The sequence below is a fragment of the Dictyobacter arantiisoli genome, assembly GCF_008326305.1.
Classification (GTDB): Bacteria; Chloroflexota; Ktedonobacteria; order Ktedonobacterales; family Ktedonobacteraceae; genus Dictyobacter; species Dictyobacter arantiisoli.
Window position 1 is genome coordinate 1 of the sequence record NZ_BIXY01000129.1, and the last position, 12,133, is coordinate 12,133.

Sequence of the window (12,133 nt, forward strand, 5' to 3'; positions counted from 1 at the left end):
CAGACTTCCAGCCAGCCGAACTCCAGGTAGGCGAGATTCATCCCGCTGAACTGACCAGCCTGCTCAACCTGCTCTATCAGAACCCTGCCATGAGACAGCACTATTCCCAACAGGCCCACACCTATGCCACTGCCGCCCGCTTCCATTGGGATACCATCGCACGACAATGGGACCAGCTTTTCCAATCTCAATTAAACACATAAGCCGCTCACACCCACCCACAATCCCAACGGATCCCCCGTAGCAACCACCCTTCACGGGCAATACCACCTCAAGAAGGTGATTGAGGCACCTCACGCCGTAGCAACCACCCTTCACGGGCAATACCGTTTAAATAACGAGAATCATGACGAAAAACGTAGGTGCGTGCCAAGGCCGCAGCCGAGGTGCGCTTTCCCGTTCACGTACCGACATCTCGCCTCATGCTACCCCGGCAGAAGGAATGATTTGGGAAAAAACCAACCCCCTCGACAGAGAAGGCCTCATCCTTTACGGTGAGGCTCCGTGAATCGTACCAGCATCTCGCCCGGAGGCTCCTTCATCCCGCAACCGTCCTGCCAGGGTGCGTCGCAGAGCGTTGGGGGAGATGGCCGTACGTGAACGGGAAAGCGCACCTCGGCTGCGGCCTTGGCACGCACCTACGTTCTCCATCATTTGTGGTTTTCCCCAAAATCACTCTTATTTTAACGGTATTGCCCGTGAAGGGTGGTTGCTACGAGGATGGGCACGAGTGGTCATCCTTCCTCTTCTTTAAAAGGCGCCGGTCAGGCACAGAGACAGCAAAAAGTGGTGAATATCAATGGTTTTCACACCATTTTCACATCAGAAGCAAAAATTTCACACGTTCCTCACGCGTAATAGAGTAAGCTGTACTTAGAGAAATCGCTGGGATGCGAATCTCACACAACGGATGTATTCTGGTAGCTAGCGGAAGCAGGATGCCCGTCATGCATGACAACAGCGCTGCCAACGCATTAACTGAAAATGGCGATAAGAATACGCTGGAACACTCGCTGGAAATCCCGGTGGATGCACCGCGTTTCTCCAATCTGGGGCAAGCCGTCGCCAACCAGGAACATGGAGGGCTCCATCACCAACAACACATTCTGGTGGTTGAGGATGATCCAACACTCGCCACACTGGAAGCTGACATATTAACGGCACATGGGTATCACGTCGTCGCTGTAGCCAGTGGTGAGCTTGCTCTTGCCACGCTCCACCACACTATTCCCGATCTTGTCGTGCTCGATCTCGAATTACCGGGAGAGATTCATGGTTGGGATGTCCTGCAAACTCTCCGAGCGCAGGCGAGTATCCCCGTCTTGATCACCTCCAGTTCTGTGACCAATGCACGCAAATATCTACGCAACCGTGGAGAGAGTCGTCAGATGTTGGATCATTTGTCGAAACCCTACTCACTACAGGCTCTACTCAAGCGCATCACTCGTATGTTGCCGCACCTACCATCACAATAGTTCTTCTTCTTTAGTTACAAAGGAGCATCATATGGACCGCTACGAAGATCGCGAAATTTTGCGTAATGGTGGATTTGCTGAAAATGAAGTCGTTCAGCTTAACAAGCTTCGTAAGGACTACTCGGATAAGGAGAAGAACCAGGCTCAGATCGCCAAGCGTCGCCTGGAATTTATTCGCTGGCTGGTCTCAACCGGCAAACTCTCGGAGCAGATCGCGTAAAGCAGATGCCCCACAACCACTGATCCTCAGACAGGACAGCACAAAACAGCACGTATCAATATGTGAGAGAACTGGCTAGCCCAGTCCAGTATCCGACTACTACGACTACTACACACCGGGGCATGACCACATTGCTGGTCATGCCTTTTTATGATGGCTCCTTATTGTCATAGTAGACGATCATGCCATCCTGTTCAGAAAAAGTCGTTTCTTTTTTCAGCTTCTCTAACTGTGGATAAGAGGGCAGTTTGGAGACCGCGCCCATGATGCGCGCGACCATATTGGCAGGAGGATCAAAATGCTCTAATTTATTGAATAAGCGGTCAACATCTTTAAATTCATCAGTATCGTCGGCATTATTAGTGTTGCCAGTGTTATCAGGATCGTCAGGTTGGTCAGCAAAATGAAACGAAGTGGAAGCTTTGTGCTGCATAATGATTTCCTTCAACAATATTTGTATCATCGCACTTCTACTAATACGGTTAAGCTTAGAGAATAGTTTCAATTTCTAAGCTTTCTTATCTTTCTTATCTAGTACTTTGTTAAACTTCGTTTGATGAGTTGTGGGGGGAGATGACAGGGGCACAGACAGCCCCCGATCCCCCAGTCAAGGGGCTCGCCGCCCCTTGCATCCCCGCCACTCATCACATGATGGGATTACATCCCCAGCCGAAATTGATGCCTATGCTTTGATTGTTGCTCGGGTCAGACGGTGAAGGCGGACGAGCGACTCAGGCGGTGCAGGAACTGGCTGGCGATGCGTTTGTCGATGCGCTCACCGATACGGGCGACGAGGACGTTGGCCGGCTCAAGGCTGACGTTGGGTTCGGTGGTCGAGTATTCGACGAAGCCCTGGGTAGCGAAAAGATGCTTGATGAGCTCACGATAACGGAACATGGAGATCCCCAGTCCCTCGGCATCCCAGTGCCAGGAGAGGCCGATGGCGAAGAAGATCATGTCCTCTTTGGCGTCCAGTTCGAGGGCAAAGGCGAGCATCTGTTGCGCGATGCCCATGCCGCGCCAGTCGGCGCTGACCTCGATGGCGACCTCATAGAGATTGTCGACGCCATCCCACCATTCGTCGGCGGGGGCGATGGTGACCTGTCCGATGATTTCGCCGGTCGGGGTGTGAGCAACGGTGAGGGCACAATCTGGACTGCGCGCGATGTCAAGCAGGAGTTGATGTTCGCGCTCCGGGACACGCGAGAAGGCGCTTAAGCCTTTATCCGCGTGCAGGCGATCAATCAGCGAGGGGGGACAAAAGTCGCGCAGGAGTACCGCCCCACGCGAGGTTTGCAGGGTCCGAATGCGCGAGGGGGTGCTGGAACGGTTGAGATGCAGGAGATCAAAGAGATCCGAGAACGGCGAGTGGCTGCGTGTAACCGGGAAGGCCTGACGAATTGAGGACGGAATGAGCATATGGCGCAGCAATCCTACCGTCTGACGATTGGCATAGTTGATCTCCCAGCGCCGGGCCTGGGGCGGGAACTGCTCACTGCGATCCAGAAAGGTCGTCGGAAACTCTCCCGTGTGCGCGATCTTCCCCATCACCTGCTGACCTGACAACTCCTGCTCTCGCGCCTGCTCCCAGAGGGGACGCCAGCGCTCAATCCATTCCCTGGGGAGATCCACCGGCAGGGATTGTTCGGACATCTCGGCCCAGAGCGCGCTCCAGGCCCGTGGTACCACACTATAGAGCGCATAGCCGCCGCCACCGAGCGCGACCCAGCGTCCACCACAATAGGTATGCGCCAATTGATGCGCCAGCTTCATCTGCGCCGAAATCCCGCGCATCGTCAGATTAAGATGGGTTAGCGGGTCCCAGGCATGCGTATCACAACCATGTTCGGTCACAATGACATCCGGTGCAAAGGCCGTCACCAATTGGGAAAGCAAAGGATTCATCGTCTCAAGATAACTATCATCCTCGGTAAACGGCTCTAGAGGCACGTTTACGGCGTAGCCACGCGCGTTCCCATTGCCCATTTCCAATACATCGCCGCTGCCAGGAAAGAGATAGCGGCCCGTCTCGTGGATCGAAATCGTCATCACCCGAGGATCATCATAGAAGGCGCGCTGCACGCCATCCCCATGATGAGCATCGAAATCCAGATAGAGGATCTTGGCCTCGACCGCCTGCAGGACATGTGCGATGGCGACGGCGGCATCATTATAGACGCAGAAGCCCGACGCGCGATCCGCCCAGGCGTGGTGCAGTCCTCCCTGGGGATGGAAGACGTGCAGTGGGCGCTCATCCTCAGATGCGAACGTCCCACCTTCTGGCAATCCCATTACCGCGCTCAGCGCCACCAGCGAGCCGCCCGCGATCACCGCCGAAACATCATGCATCCCGGGCACAGGCGGAGTATCGCTATCGAAACCATAGCGCTGCGTCAGTTCGGAGCGCAGTGCCAGCGTCGCCGCATCCGCATCCTTCGGCACCGGCTGGCTGAGTTGCTGGACAGCCGCCAGATAGTCCTCATCATGGATCAGGCTCAACTCACTGAGCGTGGCGGGCCGCAGTTCCAGGCGTGTCCGCTCATCATCCATCTGCCAGAGATCGCTACAGGCCAGCAGATCGATCAGCGCACGCAGGCGGCTGGGATGCAGGGGATGCTGAAGACCAAAATCGTAGTTCAATTCCAGCGGATCAAAGATCAGCCGGGCCCGATGTGTCGAAAAAGCATTCGTCATCTTATTCTATTGCCGCCTTCTTCTATCAGGATCTGATGGTAAATGGACTGCCAAACGAGTAGGTGATGCCTTCGGACTTGAGGCGCATCAATAACGGCGTGGGATTAATCGTTCCCAGGCGGATCGTCGCCACCGTCAATGCACCATCGGGTAGTGGCGTGGCTAAGACACTATTAATCCGCATATGCAGCTCGGTTGCCAGCAGTAATGTCCGTGCCAGAGGCGTCATATCGCCAGGGCGCAATGCGATATCCAGTTGCATGCCTGGTTCAAAGGTCCCCATCGCACGAGCCAGAGCCAGCAACAGATCGCTACGCGTCAACATGCCCACCAGCACCGTCTCCGTCTCCTCCTTCACCAGCATATACTCCACCACCAGCAAACAATGCAGACCCCACTCAACCAGAATCTGAGCGGCTGCGGCCACACTGGTCGAAGGCGTCACGCGCAGCGAGGCTGCATGCATCACCTCCACCACCTTGCGATCCTGCCAGAGAAACTGATGATCCTGCTCAGACAACGCCACCGCCAGATCAATATCCTGCGCCGAGAGCAATCCCTCGCAGAGCAACAACGTCGTACGCACCCCCTCAGGACTGTTCTGATACATCTTGCGCGCCACCGGCAAATGATGCACGCTAAACTGACGCAACAAATTCGCAGCATGCGCCAGCGTATCATCTGGCTCAACCGTGGTTAATTTTGTTGCCATAATATCGCGAACAATCATAACACCCTCCCGAATGCTTATCAACGCCACAGGGCCCACGCTGGCCTGCCCGCGTCAATAGGTAAATAGATTGTCTGTATCATAGCACATAGTGGCCTCATCTGTAGGTGCGCGCCGAAGCAAGGGACAGAGCGTTGGGGGAGATTTCGGTGCGAGCAAGAGGAAAGCGCACCTCGGTTGCGACCTCGGCACGCACCTCCATTTCTCCATCGTGCTTCTCGTTGTTTAAGCGGTATTGCCTGTAAAGGGTGGTTGCTACGAGGGATTCGAGGCGTTTGCGAGCAGGAAAGCCTCGCCGGGCGGATAGACGATGTCGACGCTACTGATCTCCTGCTCATGATCCATGTGCTCAAAGATACGCAGCAGGATACCGGCATCATCAATATCCTCCTGCCGCTCTAGCAGGGGCCGGCTGATGCGTCGATCATCGGAACCAGCGTAGACAAAGAGTGGACACTGGATCTCGCGGGGTTCGATCACCGGCCAGGAGACCAACGCCTGCCAGCATGCAATTAAAGCAGGAATATGGCGCTGCTCCACCCAACGCACATCCTCGTTATCCAGACCAAGCTGGCGTAGCGTACCCTCCTGCCAGGCCTTATCGAGAACGCGCAGATCTGATGTAATTTGCTCAATCCGCTCTTTAAAATAAATATGCCCAAAGAAACTCCCGGCCACTACCGCACGCTTCACACGTTTGGAATGGGCCGCCAGATGCAGCGCCACCGTCCCACCAAAGGAATGGCCCCAGACCAGAAACGTTTCAGCCTTACAGGCATCAGCTACCGCATACACATCGGCCAGCATCTTCTCAGGACTATAAGCCTTTGGATCAGTTGGACAATCACTCTCACCAATTCCCCGCCGATCCAGCGTAATCACCTGGAAATGCTGGCGCAAACGCTCGACATATCCCAACTCCTGCCACTGCTGTCGCATCTCATCAAAGCCCTGTAGCAGTAACAAAGCTGGCCCCTCCCCCTGCACATCATACGCAATCTTCACCCCATCAGACGCAGTAAGAAACATCTGAACCTCTCTTCTAAACACCTATCAACAGAACAACAGACAGACTCAAAACATTATAAATAATAAAACAAACACAAAGCAAATAAAGCATCTGCTCACACCCCATAAACGACTGAAACAGGACATTTCTCGGATCTACATCCTTTAGAATGAAAGCAAGATGCAGGAGCGGCAACCCCTGACGGACAATACTGCTCAAAGACCGAGAAGCATGATGGAGAAATGGAGGTGCGCTTTCTCCTTCATCGTACCACCATCCTTGAGGTTTGGAGAGGCTACGGGCGAGATTTCGGTGCGTGCAAGGGCGAAGAGCCCATTTTTCACCTGAAAGTGGCATTGCGCAACAAAAATAGTGTATACTATATACAGTTTAAAAGTGTTTTGGACGCTGAGCTGTATCGCCTCACCTTGTTCTACATACACTGTTTATTGCGAAAGATGAGCAATTCAAGTATTCTTGGCCTTGACCAGAGCACTGCCCTGGCCTTCACTTTCTCCTCCACCCACGTCGTGGGCGAACCATCGATGCGAATTTCTATTGCCTTGTTGTGCGCTTTTTTATGCTCTTGCTGCTCTACCGTATGTATCTTTTTCCGGATGGAAATCGTGTAACTATTGGGTCCTCAGATCCAAACAGGTTGTAGGGTAGCATTGAACACTGGGGGCACAAAAAGGAGAAAAGGGGTTGATATGAAAATAGCACATATTGCGCCTCCCTGGATTACCATTCCTCCAAAAAATTATGGCGGAACCGAGAACGTTATCTATAATATCGTGGAAGAGCAGGTGGCACAAGGCCACGATGTGACACTCTTCGCGCCAGGTGATGCCAGAACGTCGGCACGTCTGATCTCGTTCTTCTCTCGCTCATTGCTCGAAAGTGGTGTCCCCTGGCAAGCCCATTTAAAGGCATATTTCCACACCTATAAAGCGATTGAGTATCTAAAAAATCATCAATTCGACATTGTGCATACTCATCTCTCTTCCAGTGCGGATATGTACACTTTTCCGTTAGCCAGTCAATTGTCCATACCCATGGTCACCACCTTACACAGCCGCTTCCCCTTTGATCGTGTACAAGAATGGACCGGCGATGCCGATGATTTCTATATGGAATGGATTAAATCGGTGCCAATGATCGCGATTAGTGAGAGTGCTAAAGCAGAGGTCACCTATCCATTGCATTTTGTAGGAACCGTCCCGCATGGCCTGCCGATGCATGAATTCAAACCCACCACGCTCCATCCCGAAAACTATCTCGCCTGGATGGGACGATTTGTCCCCGAAAAAGGAGCCCACACCGCGATTGAGGTCGCACGAGCCACAGGCCTCCCTTTGATCCTGGCGGGCACCATTGATCGGCACATCCCGGTCTCTATCGAATACTTCGAGCGTGAAATCAAACCCTCTATCGATGGGCGGCAAATCAAATATATTGGTCCAGTCAACATGCAGGAAAAAATCGCGCTCCTGAGTGGAGCACGCGCCTTTTTGAATCCTATCACCTGGGAAGAACCCTTCGGCATGGTCATACTTGAAGCCATGGCCGTCGGTTGTCCTGTCATCTCCTTTGCCCGTGGGGCCGCGCCAGAAGTCCTTGCCCATGGCGAAAGTGGATTTTTGGTACGCGACAAACAGGAAATGATTCGGGCCTTAGCACAGATTGACCGGCTCGACCGCCGTACGATTCGGGACTATGTGGATCGCAATTTTTCCGCTCAGAGCATGGTCAAAAAATACAGCGAGATTTATCAGCGTGTCCGCACCGCTCATCTGCTCAAAACGGTCCGCATGAAACGCTCGGTTGCCGACACCATCACCTCAACCATCCCTATCATCACGACCACACGGCCCCTGGCCTCCAATAGCGAAGCCGTCACAGGCAACTACAGTGTCCCCAGCGTCTCCCGCACGCCACAACGCCCCCAGATCTCATACGAAGTTGATCAAAAAAGCATCCGTCAGTAAACTTACGGCCAAGCCCGGCTCCAATGGTCGGGCTTCCGTATCCAACCTCTACCTTTTTTCAAGGAATTCCAACCAATTTCAAAAAAGCCACGACAGACTCTTGACCTGGAGCACTCCAGGTAGTGCATAATGCCTTTATGTCAAATACTACAGAGACGAAAACGCCTCCCCACTTTACGCTCCAGGAAGTGGTTGAGAGAAGTGGTCTGAGCGAACATACGCTCCGTTACTACGAACGGATTGGCTTACTCGCAAGAGTACAGCGAGACAGCAGTAGTGGGCATCGCAGATATAGCGCTGAAGATGTCCAGAATATTGAGACGCTGGCTTGCTTACGCACAACGGGTATGTCGATTGAGGATATGCGGATGTATTTTGCTCTTCTTCAAGAGGGAAAAGCGGCTGCCGCTCAGCAGCTTGCTCTCTTTGAAGGGCAAAAAAAAGCGCTGGAACAAGAGCTGGCGCAGAAACAAAAGCATCTTCGCTACCTGGAACAGAAGGTCGCATTCTGGAAAGCGGTCCAGAATGGCGACGATGCAAAGGCGCGGGAAATTGGTACAATCACCACTGGTCTGGCAAAACGGATCATTACAGAAAAATAAGCTCTCTTCTTGACTTGAAAGGAACTACTCATGACAATAGCAATCATCACCGGCGGAAGCCGTGGGCTTGGAAAATCTATGGCGCTCAATGTCGCAACAAAAGGACATGACGTTATTCTGACATATAATAGCAAAAAAGAAGAGGCCGAAGAGGTAGTCGCTTTGATCGAGAAGCAGGGTCGCAAAGCCGTCGCACTGCAACTCAACGTGTCTGATACTAAATCTTTTGCCGCCTTTGCAGCAGCGGTGAAGCAGGCACTCAAACAGACCTGGAACAGGGATACCTTTGACTTCCTCGTCAATAATGCTGGATTTGGTATTCACGCCTCATTCAGCGAGACGACCGAAGAGCAATTTGACCAGATGGTCAACGTCCATTTCAAAGGCGTCTTCTTCCTCACACAAACGCTGCTTCCCTTGATGGCGGATGGCGGACGTATCATCAACCTCTCATCAGGACTTGCGCGCTTTTCCTATCCAGGCAATAGTGCCTATGGTGCAGCCAAAGGTGCGGTTGAGGTACTGACGCGCTACCTGGCAGTCGAGCTTGGTCCGCAACATATTGCCGTCAATACGGTCGCTCCTGGCGCCATAGCAACAGACTTTGGAGGCGGCATGGTTCGTGATAATGAAGCAGTCAACCAACGGATTGCCTCACAGACGGCACTTGGTCGCGTCGGTCAACCCGAAGACATTGGTGGTATCGTCGCGGCATTACTCTCCGAGGAGACCCGCTGGGTCAACGGGCAGAGAATCGAAGCTTCCGGTGGTATCCATCTTTAAGCTCGATTTTGTACATTTTTAGGCTTGTGAGCCCGCGAAAAAGGGTGAGTGCGACGCATTTTCGAGCTCACGCTTTCAAAATTGTACAAAGTCGAGTTAAGATAGTGTTTGCTTCCCACTCCCATCGGGATCTTGCTACTCACCTGCTGACAGGCGCCGACGCGCCTGCGCCCTTTTGAAAAGCCTTCTGTTGGCACCTATGGGATTGCGTCCCCATAGGCGCCAACAGAAGCGGGATTGTTAAGGGTGCAACCCTTAACCTGGGGTCCGGGGCTGTGCCCCGGTCTCTTCCCTCCTCCCGCCCGCGTAGCGGGCAACCCTTCAAATGAAGCCAGCAGTACTCTGATCATGCATAGGCATATGCGAATTATGCAGCATTTAAAGCATCTTCTTTACAAAAAGTTTTCAAAATCTTAATAGATTTTTTATTCCATAACGCTTTATTTTATGTTATACTAGCTGCGTACGAAACGAACAGGCGTAGACTCATATTCTCTAGTAAAGCAGGAGGTACTTCCTTGTACTACAACCGTATTGCATAAGTGTCTCAGCTCTGCTCTGCTATAGAACCATTTTTGATCCAGTCCCAATCCCAAACCCAGTCATATTCATATTCTCTCCCCTTTTTCCTTCTGCTATGTGAAGGGAAGTAGAACCATATTCTGGTTTTCCACTTCCCTTCGCATAGTATTTTTCCTGCTCTGCCCCTTCTGGTGGCACGCTATCTTGTAGCCTTGAATATGCGATGCAACTTGCTCACTGAGCTCCTGTGAGGTACAATAACAAATACACCACTTTCAAGAAGGGATGCCGTCAGGTATGCATATTCGCTTTTTACATCAGGATGATTCCGCTAGCTTCCATATGCTCCGTCTACACGGATCTCAGGAAGCGCCCGATGCTTTTGATCCAACCTATGAGGAAGAGCAGCAGAAGACATTGCGTGAGGTTGCTGAGAACCTCCAGGTCCTGGGAGATCCACCGGAGCACTTTGTGCTGGGCGCCTTCGACGAGCAAGGGAATTTGTTAGGCACGGCTGGCTTTACACGTGACCACCGGACCAAAATGCGCCACAAAGGCTTGCTATGGGGTGTCTATGTCATGCCGCCCGCCCGCCGTCAGGGTATTGCTCGCATGCTGCTCCAGGAACTCATTCAGCACGCGCAGCAGTTGCCCGACCTCGAACAGATCCATCTCTCGATTATCGCCGCCAACGTCCAGGCGCGCGAACTGTACAGCTCACTTGGCTTTCAAAGTTACGGCCTGGCCCCCCGCGCCGTGAAACAGGACGGCCTCTATCTCGACGAAGAACTGATGATCCTCCTTTTAGATCCAACCCTTTAGATAGAGACAACTCATCCAATTCACACAAGAATGTACCCAATTGAGAAAACAAGAGCACTCACAGAAAAAGATGAGAGTGCTCTTATCTATCAATCATTTATTTCATATTGATGATAATGAGCGCAGAGATATTTCGCACTCTCCTCCGTACTGGCCCTTACGCTACCAAACATCGCGCGTCGGACTCGAAGAGGGCGACAGGAAGTCGCGGACTTTATTACGTAGCGATGTCAAGGCATTTATGTGTTGACCGAAATCTGGTAATGTCCCGAGTTCTTCTTGCGCTTTCTCAATAATAGAATTCATACTAGCTACTTGATCCCCCTTATACCTTTCTCGGTTGGCTTCCATTGATGTTATATTATACTTGATTGTCTCCGGCAGAGCACTAAGCTTAGATCTAAAAAAATCTATTTCATCATGTAGAGAGGCTATTTCACCTAAAGCATCACTGTCCGTTCGCTGGAATAAATCGTTATATTGTTTGCTAAATTCTTCAATCTTTGATCCAGCCGTTATTTCAGTCTTCTTCGCTTTTGCTACCTCCTGGTTAAATAAATCACTCCAATACTTAAAACCGACCAATGCATCGTGTTCATTTTTCATAGCTTCGGGATTAAAGGCTGCTTTGAACATTTGATAATAGGTTGGCTCATCAATATGTAGCTCTGGTACTGGTCCTCCTGCAGAGTTTGGATCAGCTAACCTTTCAGCTCGCATTGGCTGTAGATAATCTCTTACCTGTATGTCCTCTCTTTGCTGTATTTGCTGTAATTCCCTTCTTGTCTGTAGGTGCGCTCTTAGCTGTATTGGCCATTGGTTCAACTGTGACTCTCTCTCGCCCTTAAACGGGCGCACCTCTCGCTTGGTGAAGTCTAACGGCTGCTCATATTGGGGTCGATTATATAAATTCTGAAGCACTCCACTCTCCTCCTCCATACGCCCGCTATCACTTAATGTCCGCATACTCTCGCTACTCTCGCTACTCTCGCTATCACTTAAGATTGCATAATTATCAGGAGCCGGTGACTCTGACGGTTCAATTCTACCTTCCGGTCGTATTGGCATGCTTTATCCCCTTTCAAACATTTGAAGTTCCAACTTCACAATGCAGTAGACATATACAAAAATTCCTGTATTCTATAGTTTTTAATTATAACCTTTATTGACACTCCACCCGGATAAATCCGGGGGATTCTTCTTTCCACCATCCGACTTGCTCAGCAGGATTGCTCCTGGAGAGTAGCGGTCCGATGTCCAGAAGCGTTTCATGCACTCACGGGTGCAT

Annotated in this window: 13 protein-coding genes; 7 read left to right on the top strand and 6 right to left on the bottom strand. The window is 51.7% G+C overall.

Annotated features, from left to right (window positions below; genetic code table 11):
• Nucleotides 1–203 (top strand): glycosyltransferase (locus F1593_RS28690; RefSeq protein ID WP_172632457.1); only part of this gene is annotated, 203 nt, incomplete at its 5' end.
• Nucleotides 204–489: 286 nt separating this feature from the next.
• On the opposite strand, the gene F1593_RS28695 is transcribed toward F1593_RS28690, so the two are convergent.
• The gene (locus tag F1593_RS28695) at nt 490–654 is read right to left on the bottom strand and encodes a hypothetical protein (protein WP_172632458.1); all 165 of its coding nucleotides are present in this window, start codon (nt 652–654) and stop codon (nt 490–492) included.
• A gap of 293 nt (nt 655–947) precedes the next feature.
• Between F1593_RS28695 and F1593_RS25860 the strand changes: the two genes are divergently transcribed.
• Both F1593_RS25860 and F1593_RS25865 read left to right on the top strand, forming a co-directional pair.
• A complete protein-coding gene (locus F1593_RS25860; protein ID WP_172632459.1) occupies nt 948–1,475 on the top strand; it encodes a response regulator transcription factor in 528 nt (175 codons plus the stop codon).
• Nucleotides 1,476–1,506: 31 nt separating this feature from the next.
• A complete protein-coding gene (locus F1593_RS25865) occupies nt 1,507–1,695 on the top strand; it encodes a hypothetical protein (protein WP_149404449.1) in 189 nt (62 codons plus the stop codon).
• A 148-nt stretch (nt 1,696–1,843) separates the two neighbouring features.
• Here the strand turns inward: F1593_RS25865 and F1593_RS25870 are convergent, their stop codons facing one another.
• The 4 genes from F1593_RS25870 to F1593_RS25885 form a co-directional block, all read right to left on the bottom strand.
• Nucleotides 1,844–2,128, bottom strand: coding sequence for a hypothetical protein (locus tag F1593_RS25870; protein WP_149404450.1), 285 nt, complete (start codon nt 2,126–2,128; stop codon nt 1,844–1,846).
• Nucleotides 2,129–2,400: 272 nt separating this feature from the next.
• Nucleotides 2,401–4,389 (bottom strand): GNAT family N-acetyltransferase, encoded by a 1,989-nt coding sequence (locus F1593_RS25875; protein WP_149404451.1) that lies wholly within the window; start codon nt 4,387–4,389, stop codon nt 2,401–2,403.
• Nucleotides 4,390–4,414: 25 nt separating this feature from the next.
• Nucleotides 4,415–5,119, bottom strand: a complete 705-nt coding sequence (locus tag F1593_RS25880) for a CBS domain-containing protein (protein ID WP_149404452.1) — start codon at nt 5,117–5,119, stop codon at nt 4,415–4,417.
• A 255-nt stretch (nt 5,120–5,374) separates the two neighbouring features.
• Nucleotides 5,375–6,148 carry an alpha/beta fold hydrolase gene (locus tag F1593_RS25885; protein WP_149404453.1) on the bottom strand — a complete coding sequence of 258 codons (774 nt, stop codon included), beginning with the start codon at nt 6,146–6,148 and terminating at the stop codon, nt 5,375–5,377.
• Nucleotides 6,149–6,838: 690 nt separating this feature from the next.
• On the opposite strand from F1593_RS25885, the gene F1593_RS25890 reads away from it, so the two are divergent.
• The 4 genes from F1593_RS25890 (at nt 6,839) to F1593_RS25905 (ending at nt 10,845) form a co-directional block, all read left to right on the top strand.
• Nucleotides 6,839–8,116, top strand: coding sequence for a glycosyltransferase family 4 protein (locus tag F1593_RS25890; RefSeq protein WP_149404454.1), 1,278 nt, complete (start codon nt 6,839–6,841; stop codon nt 8,114–8,116).
• A 137-nt stretch (nt 8,117–8,253) separates the two neighbouring features.
• The gene (locus F1593_RS25895; protein ID WP_149404455.1) at nt 8,254–8,718 is read left to right on the top strand and encodes a MerR family transcriptional regulator; all 465 of its coding nucleotides are present in this window, start codon (nt 8,254–8,256) and stop codon (nt 8,716–8,718) included.
• Between the two features lie 30 nt (nt 8,719–8,748).
• Nucleotides 8,749–9,501 (top strand): SDR family NAD(P)-dependent oxidoreductase, encoded by a 753-nt coding sequence (locus F1593_RS25900; protein ID WP_149404456.1) that lies wholly within the window; start codon nt 8,749–8,751, stop codon nt 9,499–9,501.
• Between the two features lie 819 nt (nt 9,502–10,320).
• Nucleotides 10,321–10,845: a GNAT family N-acetyltransferase gene (locus F1593_RS25905; RefSeq protein ID WP_172632460.1), complete on the top strand. Its 525-nt coding sequence runs from the start codon at nt 10,321–10,323 to the stop codon at nt 10,843–10,845.
• A 162-nt stretch (nt 10,846–11,007) separates the two neighbouring features.
• Here the strand turns inward: F1593_RS25905 and F1593_RS25910 are convergent, their stop codons facing one another.
• Complete coding sequence (locus F1593_RS25910; RefSeq protein WP_149404458.1) at nt 11,008–11,913, bottom strand: hypothetical protein; 906 nt, start codon at nt 11,911–11,913, stop codon at nt 11,008–11,010.
• Nucleotides 11,914–12,133: the final 220 nt, after the last annotated feature.